This window comes from Pseudooceanicola nanhaiensis DSM 18065, from assembly GCF_000688295.1.
Lineage (GTDB): Bacteria > Pseudomonadota > Alphaproteobacteria > Rhodobacterales > Rhodobacteraceae > Pseudooceanicola > Pseudooceanicola nanhaiensis.
Window position 1 is genome coordinate 1 of sequence record NZ_JHZF01000019.1, and the last position, 15743, is coordinate 15743.

Genomic DNA, 15743 nt, shown 5'->3' on the forward strand with positions numbered 1-15743 from the left:
CTAGGCTCTGGACTCATTGAGTTTCACAGCCAATAGATGACGATTGCAGCGAGAGCGATGGCAGAGAAGAATGCCTTTGGGCATCTGTCGTACCTGGTTGCCACACGCCTCCAGTCCTTGAGCCTGCCGAACATGATCTCAATGCGGTTGCGGCGTTTGTAACGCCGCTTGTCGTATTTGACCGGGGTCTTGCGTTGGCTCCGGCCTGGGATGCAGGCGCGGATCCCCTTGTCTTGCAGGGCTTCTCGGAACCAATCAGCGTCGTAGCCCCGATCCCCGAGCAGCCAATCGACGTTCGGTAGGCTGCTGAGCAGCGCACGCGCACCGATGTAATCGCTGACCTGCCCCGCGGAGACGAAGAAGTTGATCGGGCGGCCTTTACTATCGCAGAGGGCGTGCAGCTTGGTGTTCATGCCACCCTTCGTGCGACCGATCAGCCGACCACGCCCCCTTTTTTCACGCCCAGACTGGACGCAGTACGATGTGCCTTCAGGTAGGTCGCATCGATCATCACTGTCTTCTTCTCGCCATGCCCGGCTGCCAACCCCGCCAGCATCAGCGCGAAGATGCCTTTGTCGCTCCAGCGCTTCCAACGGTTATAAAGCGTCTTGTGAGGACCATACTCCTTCGGCGCATCCCTCCAGCGCAAGCCATTGCGGTTTATGAATATAATCCCGCTCAGGACGCGCCGGTCGTCGACACGCGGCTTGCCGTGGGACTTCGGGAAGTAGGGCTCCAACCGCGCCATCTGCGCGTCGCTCAGCCAGAAAAGATCAGACATGTCACCGCTCGTTTTCCGAACGCTGAATCATGCCCTTCGGCTGAAATCAATGGGTCCTGAGCCTACTTCGCTCGCTGGCTTTCGGCACTCATATCCTTTGCGATGTATCCGATCGTCGTTGCTGGTGTATTCGCGACGATCACGGGGGTCTCTCGGGCGCTTCTTGCCGAACTGGGCGACCCAGAGGGCGCATCGAACATAGGGGCTCTGATCCCATTCTTCATGATGGTGCTGATGGCAAAGGGATTCATCATAGCAACGCCTTTCTTGGTTCGTGCGATTTCCGGAAACATTATGATGCCAGCACTATCGGCCGGGTTCGGAGGGAGCTACGCCTTCGCCAGAGGGCTGGCAGGTAGCCAACAGGTTTACAACCGTTACGCCATCGGTGGTGCAACCGGGGCTGAATACGCAGCTCTGCGCGCGCGACAATTCTTTGGTGTGCAAGCGTTGCCAAGCCGACCCAATACTGCAGGAGGGCCAACCGCTGCTCCCCCCGGCGACGGGACCGGCACGGGAGCCCGAATGCTGGCACAGCTTTCAAGGTTGGGTCGCCTCGGCAGGCGGTGAACTGCCCTTAGCTACCATTCATCGCTTAGAACCTTGCTGCAATGCAGCTTCCTGAAAGCGGACGATGTCTGTAGTCTCGATCTGACTACAGCTTGTAGAAGACCAGATATGCTAAGAGGAAATCCGGAAATCCCGCGCCAATTGGGCCAAACATTCCATTTGGACAATGGAGTTCGAGGTTCCGCCAAGTTTTCTGATTGTGGGAATTATCGCTCGTACCTCAGTCGAAGTTGGCATCCAGGCCCTACAGTACTGTGGCTTTGCATGAACCCATCGTCAGCTACCCACGTTTTAGATGATGCAACTTCACGAAAACTCACGCGTCATTCCCGCCGTCTCGGCTTTGGCAAGCTCTTTCTTCTGAACGTTATGGACTACCGAGCAACTGACCCAGGTCAGCTTCCAGCAGGCGAGGAGCGCTCTGCGTGGAACGTCGACGAAATCAGACGTTGCGCTCGCCACGCTACTTGTGTGGCTCTCGCCTACGGTGGGCTACGGCAAAATCCAAGGTGGATCGGATATGCAAACGACGCTGTCGAGGCTTGCCATGGAGCGGCCATGTGCCGTGTTGCCACCAATCAAAACGGTTCCCCTCGGCACCCGCGTAGGTTTCCCACGAATTTCGAGCTGCAATGCTAGCAACCTCACTAAATCATTGGCTGGTGGCCCTAACCAGCCATTCATCGGTTCTCGCCGCGCTGCAATGCAACTTCATCGAACCGGACATTGCGCACCACTCAAATAACCCAAATGCGTGACGGTATCGACCACAAAGCAATTTAGGCTCATGACCCGTTATTTTTTGGAGGAATGGCTTGTATCGTTGTACGAAAACTGAACGATGACTCTCATAATTTCTTCTGGCTGAGCGAGCCAAATACCCGAACAGTGGACCTCGCTTAAGGTGTGGGGTTGCATAGATAATTCGTTGTAGGGTTGTGAGATGCATCCCTCCGCGTTTAGAGTTTCGCGGGATGTCACAGCATTGGGCTGTGACGAACAAGCAGAATGCGCCGAGGGCTCTTGCCAGAGGATGAATTCATTGCGGCCGACGAAGAGGTCTGGCCCTCCATCGACAACGCCGCCCCTTCTGAGGAAGGCGGCCCGATTGCGCGAAAAGGTTTCAACTATCAGGATGAGATCGCCGTCGGCTTCGTTTTGGAGATGTTGGCCAACCCCCAGTTGGTGAAGATCCATTTTGAAACACATGACGATCTGGTCTTGGTCTGGGACATCGGCGCGCCGTCGCGGATTGCCGAGTTTGTTCAGGTCAAAGGCTCCGAAGCGGATAAGCTCTGGTCCATCGCAGATCTGTGCTCCCGCAAGAAGCAGGCTGTTGGGTCATCGATCTTCGAAAAGTCGCTAGATCGCGACCAGCATGATGAGACCGCGCGCTTCCGGATCGTCACCTTGCGCCCGGTGGTCTCGCCTTTGAAGCCGCTGACCTATGAACGCGGCCACGAAGCCCGGGCACTGAGCTGCGAGGAAATGGTTGCTCTGAAGTCAGACCTCGATATGCGAATGCCAGGCGTCCAGTCCAAGCGGGGGCACGGGACTGGCTATTGGCTCGACAACTGCCTTTGGGATGAGTGCCACGATGAACCTACCGTGAAGGAGAAGAACAAGCTCCGATTGTTCAAGATCATGAATGACGCCGGCCACCCGTTGCTATGGGAGCACCTCGACCTTCTTCTAGATGAGTTGCGCAAGCTCGTGAAGTCGGCAGGTGATGCGAAGTGGAAACCGGACAAGGAGAAGAAAATCCTCACACGCCAAGCGCTATCGGTGATGTGGGATGCGTGCATGGTCAGGCTTACGAAAGTAGCGTCTCAGCCCTCGGGCGGCAAGCTGGCCGAGAAGATGAACGACGCCGCCCTCACCGGAACGGTGGTTGCGATGGCGATCGACATGCGTCTGGATTACGCCCGCTTCGCCCGGACCTCTCGCTACATGCAGCTGGACGAGGCGGAACAGCTTCAGGGCCGCGTCAAATCCGAGGTCCAGACACTGAGCGCCAAAAGGGCAGCCGGGTCGCTCGACCTCGACGGCCCAGCATTCCACGCACTTTGCGTCGACCGGATGGATGCTATCAACAACTCCCTGCCGCCGGACCAAGGCGACCGTTCTGCCTTCCTCAAGGGCTGTATGTATGACATTGCCGATCGCTGTCTTCTGCGCTTCGACCGGATAGGTTTATGAAGTCTCTATCTCGCCTCGGAACCCGTCCCGCCAGTCTTCCGCTTGCGGCCGACGATGTCCTCGAATTCCACGCGGCGCGGCTGCTTCTGTTGATGCGCATCTGCGGCACGGCAGGGCGGATGGACGGGCTGACAAAAATGGCCAAGCTCGACTTCTTCACCCGCTACCCAGACTTCTTCGAGGCCGCGCGGGCAGCGGTCGAGCCCGAATCCCAGAGCGGGTCGGTTGATTCTTCAGAAGCTGTCGAGGCATCGATGGTACGGCATCACTACGGACCGTGGGACAAGCGCTATTATCAGGTTCTGGCTCACCTCGAGGCCCGGCGGCTTATCACCGTCTCCAAGTTCAAGAACTCCTACCAGATCGCGCTGACGACCGAAGGCGCCGAAATGGCCAAGGCTCTCGCCAAACGACCCTCTTTCGCTACTCTGGTCGAGCGGCAGAAAGCGGTGAAGAAGTCCTTCGGCGGCAAGTCAGGCACGGCGCTGAAAAACCTAATTTACAAGCTTTTCGATGAAGAGGTCGGCAAACGCACCCTCGGACAGGTAATCATGAAATGAGCGCGCCTTCTCTGTCCATCCACAGCCTTGAACGCCGCCAAGTGACCGGCAACGTCGAACACCTGACATTTGAGTTTGGCGTGAACGTTTTTGTTGGGCGACCGAACACCGGTAAGACCATGTGGCTGCAGACGCTTGACTTCCTGCTCGGCGACACGGGAGCGAACCCTTACGAGCAGAGCGACGCAGAAGGGCTGGCCGAGAAATACGAGGCGGCGTCCGCCACGATCTGCATCGGCGGCCAGACCTTCCGGATCGAGCGGCGTTGGCGCGAGGCAGGCTCCAAAGGAAAGGTCTTTGTCGACGACGAGGGTATGCTTGCCAAGGAATTCCAGCACTGGCTGATGGAGAAGCTGGGTATCCCGCTGGTGAACTTCCCGAAGGGCAATCCGATGTCCGGCCAGACCTGGCCGGAGCTGAGCTTCCGCACGCTGTTGAGGCATATCTTCCGCCAGCAGCGGTTCTGGAGCGATCTCGTCGACAAACAGACTGATAATGAAAAACACGCCAGCCTTCTGCTATTCCTGGGTCTGGCAGAGCGCATTTATAGCAACGACTACGGCAAGCTCGTCGAACTGAAGCTCAAGTCGATGCGGCTCCGAGCGCGGCGCGAGCAGTACAACGAGACCCTTAATGATCTTGCTGTGGATCTTCTCGACTCCGAGGACGCCACCTTCGGCGTAAATGAGACCACCGTAACCGCCGCCTTGAAACGCCTCCAAAACGAAATCGAACGCCTTCAGACGCGCAAACTCGAGGTTCTGACTGCTGCAAGCGACGCCAGCCTGCCCGCTTCGGAGCGGTCGCGCATCGCCGAACTCGGGCATGGGCGGGCGGCGGCACTCGAAGAAGCGACGGAGGCGCGGCAGAAGTTGTTGGCGACCGAGGACCGGCTGGCCGAAGTTCGGCGATATCGCGCGGACCTCGCGGCTGAAATCGAGCGGATGGCTCGCGTCGCAGACGCCAGCGAACTCCTTGCTGACCTCAAGGTCACTCACTGTCCAGCCTGTGATCAGGGGATCATCCCCTATCAGAAGCCTGATCACTGCTTCGTCTGCCACCAGCATCTGCCTGAGGAGCCTGAGATCGCCGGACTTGGCGAGGTCCGGCTGCAATTTGAGCAGGACCGGCTGAAAGCTGAACTCCTTGAAGCCGAAGAACTAATTGTCATTCTCGAACGCGACGTCGACAAGCAGACCATGGCGTACCGCAATGCCGATGAGACGCTGCGAACCATTGAGGTCGAACTCGCGCCCGCCCGTCGCGCCGTGGCCGCCGTTGCTCAAACCGAAGTGAGCGCGGTCGATGTGGCGCTGGGTAAAGCTGCCGAGCGCCAACGCCAGATGAGCCGGGTGGCGGCCGCCCTCGAACTTGGCAATAACCTCACCAATCAAATCCAGGCCCTTGAGGACGAGATTAAACCACTTCAGGAGAAGGTCGACGAGGCCAACCGTTCAATCGACTTCAGTGCCGCCGCCCAGAAGCTTGAAGAAGGAATGAACGCCTATCTCGACGCTCTCAATGTGCAGCGCCCGGACACCTGGAAGCACAATATGGTCGAGATCGACATTTCCAAGTCCAGCACCAGCTTTCGGGTCGGAAGAAAGCGCTGGCGGGGGGCGCTAGGAGGGACGGATACCCTCTATTTCCTGATGGCCTATCAGTACGGCCTGCTGTCTCTGAGCCCGATCTCGGGCATGCACTATCCCGGACTGGCAATTATCGACGTGCCGGGCGAATTCTCAGGCGAAGAGGTCAAGGACAGCGAGAACTTCATCGTTCAGCCGTTCATCGACCTGCTTGCCCAAGAGGCGTTCGAGGGCGCGCAACTGATCATTACCGGTGCGTCCTTCACGGGCCTCCAGAGCGTCCATGTTCAGAGGCTGACCTATGTCCACGTCGCCTGACGAAAGACTTGAAGGGGCGTCCTTAGTGCATTTATTGGATCCGGGAGTTACAGACCCGATCACATACGACGCGTCGCGTCCCTTGGGCACTCCGAACGCTAAAGTGTGTATTTCCGGTTCACATCTTGTCGGCCAATGTCCGTTTTGACATTACAAATGAGCTTATCTGGCTCTCACAGCGAAGGTCGGCTTTCCGCCTATGGCAAAAAACAAACCCGCCACATTATCGAACGAGTAGCTTTTCGTCACGGTCGTCCCGCAGCATAGACTCCATGTCATCCAAACCATCGACAGCAGAGCGCATCTGCGCCTCATCAACGGCGCTCGCAGCCTCGGCATCCGCGACCTGGCTCCCAAAATCCATCTCCATCTGGCGCTGTTCCTCGGCGATCACAGCTTGAACGACAGGCGCGGTCTTTTTCGGAGCGACGTCGATTTGCCCTGACGATTGACTCCCAGCATCTTGGCGTGCGGTCTCCACAACGGCGTCAGACCCACTTGGTCCGTTAGAAGGCGGTGACATCGGCATGGCGCGCACACTCAGCGGCAGCGTGCCCTGCGCCTCCCCTCCCCCCGGCTTCGGAAACGGCAACTCGCCCGTCTGCGCCGCGTGAACCGCCTTGAACAGCCGATCGTCAAAATATTGGATCCGCTTCGCTCGGACAGGCATTTGCGCATCGATCACCATGACAATCTCGTCGAGGGGCAGACGGCGCGCTTCATCTTCGGGGAGCAAGGAGCTTTCTTCGGTCCGGGTCGACTGGCTGCGCCCTTCAAAGGGGTTCTTGCCGATGGACTGGGAGCGCGTGATGACGGTCTTGGTGGTCTTACCGACCGCCTTGCTGAGCTCCTCGACGGTCTTCTCATCCGAGGGCGTCAGGTAGAGTTTCACGCCGGCGTTGCCCTGCAGCGCGCGGCGGGTGTTCTCGCCATAGATTTCATCGAGAGCGGGGATGGTTTGTGTCACGACGGCCAAGTGGCCGCGATAGGTCCGCAGGGTTTCGATGCTCTCGACCACGATCGGCATTTTGCCCAATCGGTTGAACTCGTCGAGCATGATCATCACCGGCCAGGGCTCGTCTGGCCCAGGGTCCTTTTCCTGCATGGCGGAGAGGAGATCGGAGAAGAAGAGGCGGATCAGCGGCGCGAGGGGCTTCACCATCAGAGGCTGGACCACGAGATAGACCGAAAAGGGCTTCTTGCGGATAGTCCGGAAGTCAAAGTCCGACACCGCCGTAGCTTCATCGATGGCCGGGTTCTGCCATTGGTCGAGCCCCGAGGTCATAAGGAGCGAGACGTAAGAGGTCAGCGTATCGTTGTTGGTCGAGGCCAGCCGCGTGAAGATCAGCTTGGCCGCCCGGTTGTCGACCTCATGGCCGCGCGCGAAGTATTCCTTCTGCTTGTTCCCACCGGAGGCCGCGATGCGGTAGATCTCGCCCAAGGTCGGGCGCTTGCGCTGGAAGGCCAGCAGGCCTGCCGCCACGAAGAGATCGATCCCGCCCTTGAGGAGGCCCTGCACCCGGTCGTTGTCGCTTTGCAAAAAGAGCGTCGCCAAGAGCTGCAATTCCATCTGCTGGCGCGCGGGATCTTTCAGCTCAAAGATGCGCAGGAGCGGGTTGTAACGATGCGTGCGCTTGCCCTCCCAATCGGTGGGGGCAAAGCGATAGACCTTGTCGCCTTGGGCGGCGCGGTGCCGAGCCGTTGCCTCGAAACACTCCCCCTTCACATCGAGCGTCACGACGGAGCCTTGCCAGGTCAGCAGGTTCGGAATGACAAAGCCCGTGGTCTTGCCACGGCCCGTGGGCGCCACGATCAGCGCATGTGGGAAGACCTTGGAGCAAATGTAGTTGGCGCGGGAGCCCGGCGTCCCCAGTTTGCCGAGGATGAACCCGGTCCCCGGCGCCCCGAAGAAGCCATTGGCCTTCATCTCGCGCGCGGTCTGCCAATGGGTCTGGCCAAACCGTGTCAGGGCGGACCCCGAGAGGGCGAGGCTCAGCATCATGCCGGCGGCGGCGAAGCTGCCGATGATCAGATGAATAAGTTGGGCGTCCTCCGGGCGGCGATCGAGGATCGCCAGATAGTTCTGCGCGATATAGGCAAAGTCGATCTCAGCCCCGAAGCCGAGATCCTGGTAGGTCAGCACCGCCGAGGCGATGGTATAGCCCATGGCCCCGGTCACCAGCGTCACAAGCAGGACGCCCGTGGCGATCCGCGCTTTTCCCATGGGCGCGCTCAATGGACCTGACCCCGCTCGGTCTCGCCATCCACGTCAGCGGTGCGGTGTTTCTCGTATTCGGTATCGGCAAGATCATCGACCACCTGGCGCAAGGCCTCGGTATTGGCCGTCGCGGCATCCGATTGCAGGTAGACCTTGGCGACATAGAGCCGGTCGAGGCGGTCCTCGAGAACCTTTTCCAGCGCATCGGCATCGCCGGATGTCAGCCGGCCCAATTGGCGATCATCCAGCACCCGCGCGATCTCGTCGCGGAAGGCACCCCGCTCCGCCTCGGTCTCGAAGGGCGCGGACAACTCCCCCGCCCGTTCATGGTCCAGAACACGCGCAATCTCGTCTGCAAGGCGGTCGGCACGGTCAGACTGCGGCGCAGTTTCACCGCGGGCTGCGAGGAGTGCGTCGCGCGTGCCGGACCCAAGCCCGTCGCGCATCTCGGTTTCGCGGCGGACCTGATTGATGACCTCCGTGTCCCGGATCTCGACGACTGCCGCATAGGTCGCGCCAAGCCCGCGGGCGAGGTGGGACGGCATGTCCGGATAGCGCGCTCGTAAGTCATCCGTGACAGCATCTGCAACAGGCGTGCGGAGGTCGCGTCCCTCCATGATCCGGTCGACCTCGCGGGTGATCTCGCTGGCGCGGGCCGCATCGGTGATGGTCTCCCTGTAGGGCTCAGACCGGTCGATCACATCGCCAGGGCGTGCGAGCAGCTCCGGGTGTGCCTCGAGATATGCACGCTGCTCGGTCTCGATCCGGCGCTCCGCCCGTGAGACAACCTCCCAGTCCCGGTCCTCGATCTGCTGCGCGGTCAGGCCGTCTGCGCGCATTTCCTGACGGATTGTCCCTTCCATCGCCCGCACCGAGTCCTCGTGATAGTGGAACCGCTCGCTGACCGCTTCTGCTTCCACGACGCCATCCCGGCGCAGCACGTTCTCCCGTTCCAGCATCGTGCCAAGTTCGACATGCAAATCGTTGAGAATGTCTCGCGCCTGTTCCAGATCGGCGCGGCGCTCGAGGTTCAGATCCCGCGCCTCAGCCACTTTGGAGAGATCATCTGCGATCCATTGATGCTCGAGCGCTGCATTTGAGGCCCCGGTCTCGATCCGGGCCACCACTTCGGATGTGCTGATCCCCGTGCCCCGTAGTGCCGCGTCAATGCGCGATCTCAGATCGGGCTCTGCCAGACGCTCGCGCTGGTTGGTGTCGATATTGGCTTCGGAATAGATCCCGCCCTCCGAGGGGGCCTCTGACAGCGTGGATGATCGCAAACCGAGAGGCTGCATGTGCTGGACCTGCGTCTGGATCTCGATGAGGCGTTTTTCCAACACGGGACGTTCCGCGTCGGGCTTCTCGGCGATCATGCCCTGCACCCGCGCGAGCTTTTCCGCATAGAGGCTTCTCAGATCCTCGAAGCTTTGATCCTCGGCCATATACACATCTCCTGTTCGGTCCACCTGACCGCCGCGCGCCAGCACCTCGCCCGCGCGGAAGAGGGCTGCGGCAATATCCTCGCGGGCCTCCCGGGAGGCCTCTGCGGCCAGCGAATGGTAGACGGTTCTGGTGTTGGCGATCTCCGCCAGCGTCCGGGTCAGGTCGGCCCCCACACGTTCCCGCTCGCGGGGAGCGCGACCCTCTTCTTTCGCCGCATAAACCTCGCTGGTGCGGGCTGGGTAATGTACAACCCCGCGATCCACCCGCCGTGTGGCCTCCAGGCGCACGCCGTACTTCTCGGCCTCCTCGACCATGGCGAGGCGAAAGTCGTCATAGTTGAAGCGATGGTTGCGCCCGAGGAAAAAGAACTCGCCTTCTTGCGACCGGCGGTTCAACACCAGATGCGCATGGGGATGATCGCGGTCCTCATGCACCGCGATGATGTAATCGAAATGCCCCGCGTCGGTCTGGAAGAACCGCTCGGCCACGTCCGTCGCGATGTCGCGCACATCCTCCCCGCGCGTGCCGATGGGGAAGGACATGAGCATGTGTGTGGTCTGGCCCAGCTTGGGCTTGAAGCCCGCATCCCACCGTTTGGCAAAGCGCTCGGTCAGGTCCTTGATGTCACCCGCCTCGAGCTTCGTCTTGCCATCCAGAAACCCACTGCTGTCCACGATATGGGTCGACTTCGTGGTGAGGTAATCGAGCTGGTTTGAGAGCTGCGATTTGGTATGCGTACCCCCGCCCCGGATCGCCTTGAAGACCGCTGGCCGATGCCCCGCAGCCGCGCGCACAAGCTGGGTCTGCTTGGCCACATGCAGCCCTTGCATCGAGCCCCGGACGCGGCTCCAGCCATCCCGGAAGACCTCGCCCGTGACGGCATGGACGGCATCATTCAGCCGCATGGGCAAACTCCCTCAGCGCGGCCGTGGCCTGCAGCTGCATCGCATCACGACGGCGGCGCAGAAGCAGATCGATCTCGTCCGCGGAATCCAGGATGAAGCGCGCCAGCCCGCGCATTTGGGCAAGTCGCAGTTCGGAGAACTCGGCACTCGTGCCCCCCACGGCCCCCTGCCCCATCCGGTTGGCCCGCGTCATCTGCTTGGCGATCTGCGCGACCCCATTACCGACCTCGTGCAGAGAGGCGCGGTAGCGCGCCATCTCTGCTGCCATCTGCGCGTCCGGAACGAACACCCCGCCTGCCGCCTGAATGAGCCGCCGCAGCCCCTCGGCACGGCTCTCGATTCCGGCCTCGGCCAGCACCTCGTCGAGCGCCGCGAGCTCCGCAGCCGTGACCTTTACACTGACCGCTAAGACCGGGATTGCGGCATCCGTCTGGCGCTCGGCATCGGCTTTGAGCGTGTACTGGATCGCCCGCACCGACACGCCAAACCGTTCCGCCAGCACTGAAGTGGAAACGCCTCCCGCAGCTTCGCGAACGATCTCCATGCGCTCCGCATCGATGAGGCGTTTTGAGCGAGACATGCGAAGAAAGACCCCCTATTTCCTGCCACCTTCCACCAAGACTGCCCTCACCTTACGATAATATATCAATCTGTCAATTATATACTTCAGTCGCCTCCAATCTCAGGCAGCCTTGGTGTCCGCTTCACGCCGCGGCCCGCAGGGACGCGGCTCTGCCGCCCTCACCACCAGCACAGCCTCCAGCTTCAAAGGCCCCTTCTCCAGCACCGCCCGAGGGTCTGGACGAACACGCATGTGTTCGGACGGAACCGCGGGCGGGCGCAAACCCCACCGACAGGGCGGACAAGCAGGGTCAAGGAGGGCCAGATTTGGGTCCCCAAATCTCTGCCGCAAAAACCGGGAGGCCCTGGTCGATAGGTTTTTGTGGATGGCCCCCTTGAGGCTGACTGGCCGGTCTGTCGCGGCCTGATCATTCCGGGCAGAGTGCGTCCGTTGAATGCGCAGCGACCGGCGACTTCGTGAAGTCGCCTCGGGCGATCATCCGCACCGGTGACGGCATCCCTGGAACAGGGATCGGGCCGCCCCAAGGTCGTCCTGGGGCGGCCCATCCTCGTCAGAGGTTTTAGTCTTCGGGATCCTTTGCGCTCGGTGGGAACATCACCAACTCCGAGACCGCGACCGGGAAGTCGAGCTTGAGGCTGAAGAACTCCGAGCCGTCGCCGTTGCGGGTGTTGCGGAACATCGCGCCCACGCGCTGAAAACGGGTGCGCTCCTGGCCATCGGTGTCGGTGAACTTGACGGGGACGGTGGCGACGTAGTGGTTGGTCATTTGGGTCTCTCCTTGTTGCGATGGGGATCACCCAGCACGGGGGCAAGAGGCCCGGTCGCAAGTGCAAATGCGGAGGGTCCGCGGCCCCGCCGTGGAAGCCGTATTTGTGCTTGCCGGAGCGAAGCGCAGGGCACGATTGGGCCGACCCCGTGCGATCCACATCTATGAGCAAAAAGGAGTGATCCGGATGACCCTTGCCATCACGCAGCCGCCACCATCCGCGTCCGCGTCCCGCCGAGCCTGGCCGGGGTGCTGACGGAGCCCGCCCGCGTGGATGCGATGTTCCGAAACACCACCCGAGGGACGTGCTGGACTTCAGCCTCAAGTGGGACGTCTCGACCCCTCGCGTCTTGCGCCGCTGACGATGTGCGTGAGATGCGCACCATCCCCAGCCCGCACCGATGCGGATGGGCCGCACTCTGACGGACCAGGTAGAGCGATGACGGTGCTGGCCGCCGCGAGCTGCCGATCACGCGTGACCGACCGCACGCGCCATAAGACATGACGAAAGGGCCGCGCCAAGCGCGACCCCCTCTCTTCAATCCTGCGCAGTCTTCTTAGCCGGGTCCGCAACCCGCATGACCGTCAGGCCTTTCGCTTCCGCCTTCTGCCCGAGGTTCAGTGCAACCCCGTTGCGGCAATCACACTCCCAACCCGTCGAGGATTAGTTGCGTCTCAGACATCCGCTTCAGTGAGTTGCCGATGTGCTCCCGCCAGCGCGGGCCAACCTCCAGAGCAGCGGCACACGCGCGGGCCAGATCATCAGGGCGGTCCTCGGCCATTGCCTCGATCAGGAAGGCCGCCTGCTCGCGGTCCTTGGCAGACTTGAGGCTGCCTGCCCCGTCACGCCGCCGATCCGCGACGATCAGTTTGTGGATCGCATAGCGCTCTGGACGCGGGACCTGCACGAGTATGCCAGATCGATAGATCGCCGCCGCATGGATCGGTTCGGCAATCAGGAAGTTGAGATAGTTCAATCCTTGGGCGTTCACGCCCAATGCTGGCAGATCACGGATTGTCTCATCTCCGAAGGCCGGTGTGAGAAACTCGACCAACTGGCCACTCCCGCCCTGGGACCATCGCCAAGTCCGACCTTGGTCAAGAGCCGGTAAGGGATCAAATTTGAGCGCCGAGAAGGTCTCGGCCAGACCCGGATCAACCTGATCCTGCAGCGCCACGCTTAGCTTTTCGAACTGGGCGATGTCGATGTCGCCGGTATTGGCCATGCCCCCCAAGGGCAGACGGATACCGAGCTCGCCCTCATAGAGTCGGAACGCGTTTGTCCCGACGATGGTGCCGCCCAAACGGAAAGTCCCCGCTGCGGCCATGGCCGACAGGATGGAGCCGGTCGCCCGGTCGGTGGGCGTCATGCCTTCCGCACGCAAGAGCCGAACAAGCCGCGACCGTTCCGCCTGCCGATCCTTGGCCGTTGCGCGCAGCTCTTCGATCCGGTCGATACGTGCACGCGTCTCGTCACTGTCCTCGCCGATATAGATGAACCGCATCTCCGTTCCGACGCGTCGCGCGGCGTACCAATAGGCTTTGTCGCCGCGCTCTTTGAGCGTTGGCTTGCCTTCAACACCGGACAAGGCGTCGTCCTTCAAAAGACGTACCAGATCGGTGTAGGCGCTCATCGCGATGCTGCTGAGTGGGGTCATGCCAATCATTTCCAAGTTTTGCTTGGCACGCATATACCTATCAAAACAGGAAATTGCTAGGCAAAAGGTTCTTGGAGAATTGCCACGCCCATGAGAAACGACGAAAGGGCCGCGCCAAGCGCGACCCCCTCTCTTCAATCCTGCGCAGTCTTCTTCGCCGGGTCCGCAACCCGCATAACCGTCAGGCCTTTCGCTTCCGCCTTCTGCCCGAGGTTCAGCGCGACCCCGTTGCCGCCGAAGAGTACAACCCCCGTCGCCGCGAACTTGTCGTCCAGCATTTCGTCGTTGCACTTGAACGGTGCCGCCCGGCCATGCGCGGACCAGCGCGGATCAAAGCGCGCTTGTGCTATCCCGCGTGCCCGGGCCCACCGAACCGCAATCATCTCCGCCCCGTGCTTGCCACCCTTGTGGCAGAGGAAGATTTCCTGATTGCGGTTCTGCTTGATCCGCTCGCGAACCTTGTCGAGCGTGTTGAAGATCACATCGATATCGGTCCAGTCGGTGGCGCCCGAGACGATCAAGGGGACCCCCTCGACCTTCGACTTCGCAGCCGTCTCGCGATCATGCTGCTCCAGGAGCTGCCGCGCCTCGAAGACGGCCCCGGTCTCCTGCGCCCGGACGCTTGCGCGCGACCCGGCTGCCGGGATGAAGGCGTGGCCCGTCTCGATCTCGTAGCATTCCGCCGCCGCCTCGCTCATCACCTCGATGGCGCCGACAATCTCGCGCAGCTGCAGAAAGCGCGCCTGCGCCTCTTCGAGCGCGGTCTCGGCGATCTCCGATCCGTCGTGGGATTTTGCCAGCGCGCCGATCTTGTCGGCGGTGCGGTCGACCTCCTTGCCAAGCGCCACCTTGCGGCGCTGCAAGATCGTGGCGAGCCCATGGGCCAGCGGTTCGATTTCTGCTTCAAGCCCGGTATTGCGCAATTGACCGAGCAGAGCCTCGAAGCTTTCGCGGATGATGCGGTCGGTCAGGATGTGATCCTCCGGGATCGGGAGCTGTGCGTCCTTCTCGGTCAGTCCGAAAAGTTCGATGGTCTCGTAGGTGTTTGCGTTGTCGTAAGCCATGTCTGGTCTCCAGTGTTCGGTTGCAAGGCCACCACGTGAGTGTGGGGGCATGGCCGAATGCCTGGTTTCCGAATCTGCCCGGGTCAGGGACGGCGCAGCCGCCGGCTTGCCGGGCGCAAAAGTTTTCCGTGCACAACACCCGACACATGCGCGCCCTCACCCACGGGACCGCCCCGCGCCACAGGCCCCGCCCTCGCCGAAAAGTTTTGCGATCCTTGACGCGGGCTGATTTGGGGGCCATCCGGAGGATATGCTTCCACGCTCATGTGTGTGTGTTTTGACGGTAGGTTTGCCCGACCCGAGCAGGCAAACGGCCCGACCGGACGCGGGAGACGGATGGAGTGGCGGGATCGTTTTGCGCTCAAGCAAAACAGACCAGAGCGCAATCCGGCGGAGCGGCCGGGGAGGGACGTGCTCGCGAGGCGGGCAAACCGGGATGCCAGACGCAACGCCGCGGTGAGGCCGCATGGCCGAATGCGCGACGGACCGAAGGGCCGTTCTCCCCTGCGACCTGGCGTACCGAGCGGGGGAGGCCGCAAGGCTAAAGCGAAGAAGAGCCTCGCAACAATTTCCTTCCAGCAAGCCGAATAAACAAGCTAGTATCTCGCAAGGCGCCTATTGATTTCCCTAATGGGAAGTCTGCATCTCGGGTGATCACGAACCGCCTCGAGGCCCGACTTGAGGAGGACGGTCGAACAAACCTCGTGACGTTCCATTTCATCGAAGACCCAGAGGACGCCGTGCATCGCGATTTCTTGGCGCTCCGCCTCAACCCTGAGTGCTCCGTCTCCGGTAAGAAGAACCCAACCCCTTTCAGCCGCGAGGCAAAATGCAAAGACATCTGGCGTCGATAGCATAGCTTTCGCGCGCTTCAGCTCAGTCGCGCGTGCAGTTTCTTCCGGCGTGAGCTCTTCCACTCTTAGTCCCAGATCGATCAGATCAGGGCCCATCCAGTCGAGAAGTTCCGCTTCATAAAGAATATCTGGAACAACAAAATCATAGGGGAGGTCAAAGAGCCTCGCTGTCAGCGAGGCTCTCTCGATGTCGATCAGGACGGAGGTATCAGAAACAAGAACTTGCACACAGCGA

12 protein-coding genes and 2 pseudogenes are annotated in these 15743 nt (G+C 61.0%); 5 read left to right on the forward strand and 9 right to left on the reverse strand.

Features of this window, described 5'->3' with window-relative positions; genetic code table 11:
• Window positions 1–23: 23 nt before the first annotated feature.
• A protein-coding gene (locus Q344_RS25785; RefSeq protein WP_156954595.1) for an IS5 family transposase occupies window positions 24–781 on the reverse strand; the annotation gives its coding sequence in 2 pieces (ribosomal slippage) (window positions 24–445 and window positions 445–781; 759 coding nt in all).
• A 63-nt stretch (window positions 782–844) separates the two neighbouring features.
• On the opposite strand from Q344_RS25785, the pseudogene Q344_RS25790 reads away from it, so the two are divergent.
• From Q344_RS25790 to Q344_RS0121500, 5 genes and pseudogenes are all read left to right on the forward strand, one after another.
• Window positions 845–1351: pseudogene (locus tag Q344_RS25790) on the forward strand (type IV secretion system protein); the annotation flags it as partial.
• A 108-nt stretch (window positions 1352–1459) separates the two neighbouring features.
• Complete coding sequence (locus Q344_RS26815) at window positions 1460–1990, forward strand: DUF1643 domain-containing protein (protein WP_084178539.1); 531 nt, start codon at window positions 1460–1462, stop codon at window positions 1988–1990.
• A 384-nt stretch (window positions 1991–2374) separates the two neighbouring features.
• Complete coding sequence (locus Q344_RS0121490; RefSeq protein ID WP_169739215.1) at window positions 2375–3550, forward strand: dsDNA nuclease domain-containing protein; 1176 nt, start codon at window positions 2375–2377, stop codon at window positions 3548–3550.
• Window positions 3547–4110, forward strand: a complete 564-nt coding sequence (locus Q344_RS24705) for a hypothetical protein (protein WP_051630983.1) — start codon at window positions 3547–3549, stop codon at window positions 4108–4110. The genes Q344_RS0121490 and Q344_RS24705 overlap by 4 nt, the downstream gene beginning before the upstream one ends.
• Window positions 4107–6017 carry a coiled-coil domain-containing protein gene (locus Q344_RS0121500; RefSeq protein WP_028288594.1) on the forward strand — a complete coding sequence of 637 codons (1911 nt, stop codon included), beginning with the start codon at window positions 4107–4109 and terminating at the stop codon, window positions 6015–6017. The genes Q344_RS24705 and Q344_RS0121500 overlap by 4 nt, the downstream gene beginning before the upstream one ends.
• 223 nt (window positions 6018–6240) lie before the next feature.
• Here the strand turns inward: Q344_RS0121500 and Q344_RS0121505 are convergent, their stop codons facing one another.
• The 8 genes and pseudogenes from Q344_RS0121505 to Q344_RS25805 form a co-directional block, all read right to left on the reverse strand.
• On the reverse strand, window positions 6241–8241 hold the full coding sequence (locus tag Q344_RS0121505) for a type IV secretory system conjugative DNA transfer family protein (RefSeq protein ID WP_028288595.1): 2001 nt from the start codon (window positions 8239–8241) through the stop codon (window positions 6241–6243).
• An 8-nt stretch (window positions 8242–8249) separates the two neighbouring features.
• Window positions 8250–10583, reverse strand: coding sequence for a relaxase/mobilization nuclease domain-containing protein (locus Q344_RS0121510; RefSeq protein WP_028288596.1), 2334 nt, complete (start codon window positions 10581–10583; stop codon window positions 8250–8252).
• Window positions 10570–11163 carry a hypothetical protein gene (locus tag Q344_RS0121515; RefSeq protein ID WP_028288597.1) on the reverse strand — a complete coding sequence of 198 codons (594 nt, stop codon included), beginning with the start codon at window positions 11161–11163 and terminating at the stop codon, window positions 10570–10572. Before Q344_RS0121515 ends, Q344_RS0121510 begins: the two co-directional genes overlap by 14 nt.
• A 562-nt stretch (window positions 11164–11725) precedes the next feature.
• Complete coding sequence (locus Q344_RS0121520; protein WP_028288598.1) at window positions 11726–11932, reverse strand: hypothetical protein; 207 nt, start codon at window positions 11930–11932, stop codon at window positions 11726–11728.
• A 538-nt stretch (window positions 11933–12470) separates the two neighbouring features.
• Window positions 12471–12566: pseudogene (locus Q344_RS26820) on the reverse strand (DUF2493 domain-containing protein); the annotation flags it as partial.
• Window positions 12567–12573: 7 nt separating this feature from the next.
• Window positions 12574–13590, reverse strand: coding sequence for a nucleotidyltransferase family protein (locus Q344_RS0121525; protein WP_244881799.1), 1017 nt, complete (start codon window positions 13588–13590; stop codon window positions 12574–12576).
• A 134-nt stretch (window positions 13591–13724) separates the two neighbouring features.
• The gene (locus tag Q344_RS0121530; RefSeq protein ID WP_028288600.1) at window positions 13725–14654 is read right to left on the reverse strand and encodes a DUF2493 domain-containing protein; all 930 of its coding nucleotides are present in this window, start codon (window positions 14652–14654) and stop codon (window positions 13725–13727) included.
• A gap of 596 nt (window positions 14655–15250) precedes the next feature.
• Window positions 15251–15736: a PIN domain-containing protein gene (locus tag Q344_RS25805; protein WP_074839959.1), complete on the reverse strand. Its 486-nt coding sequence runs from the start codon at window positions 15734–15736 to the stop codon at window positions 15251–15253.
• Window positions 15737–15743 lie beyond the last annotated feature (7 nt).

Coding starts and splice junctions, on each gene's coding strand:
- Q344_RS26815 (WP_084178539.1), top strand. CDS start 1,460: ATGCTAAGAGGAAATCCGGAAATCCCGCGCCAATTGGGCCAAACATTC.
- Q344_RS24705 (WP_051630983.1), top strand. CDS start 3,547: ATGAAGTCTCTATCTCGCCTCGGAACCCGTCCCGCCAGTCTTCCGCTT.
- Q344_RS0121500 (WP_028288594.1), top strand. CDS start 4,107: ATGAGCGCGCCTTCTCTGTCCATCCACAGCCTTGAACGCCGCCAAGTG.
- Q344_RS0121505 (WP_028288595.1), bottom strand. CDS start 8,241: ATGGGAAAAGCGCGGATCGCCACGGGCGTCCTGCTTGTGACGCTGGTG.
- Q344_RS0121510 (WP_028288596.1), bottom strand. CDS start 10,583: ATGCGGCTGAATGATGCCGTCCATGCCGTCACGGGCGAGGTCTTCCGG.
- Q344_RS0121515 (WP_028288597.1), bottom strand. CDS start 11,163: ATGTCTCGCTCAAAACGCCTCATCGATGCGGAGCGCATGGAGATCGTT.
- Q344_RS0121520 (WP_028288598.1), bottom strand. CDS start 11,932: ATGACCAACCACTACGTCGCCACCGTCCCCGTCAAGTTCACCGACACC.
- Q344_RS0121525 (WP_244881799.1), bottom strand. CDS start 13,590: ATGACCCCACTCAGCAGCATCGCGATGAGCGCCTACACCGATCTGGTA.
- Q344_RS0121530 (WP_028288600.1), bottom strand. CDS start 14,654: ATGGCTTACGACAACGCAAACACCTACGAGACCATCGAACTTTTCGGA.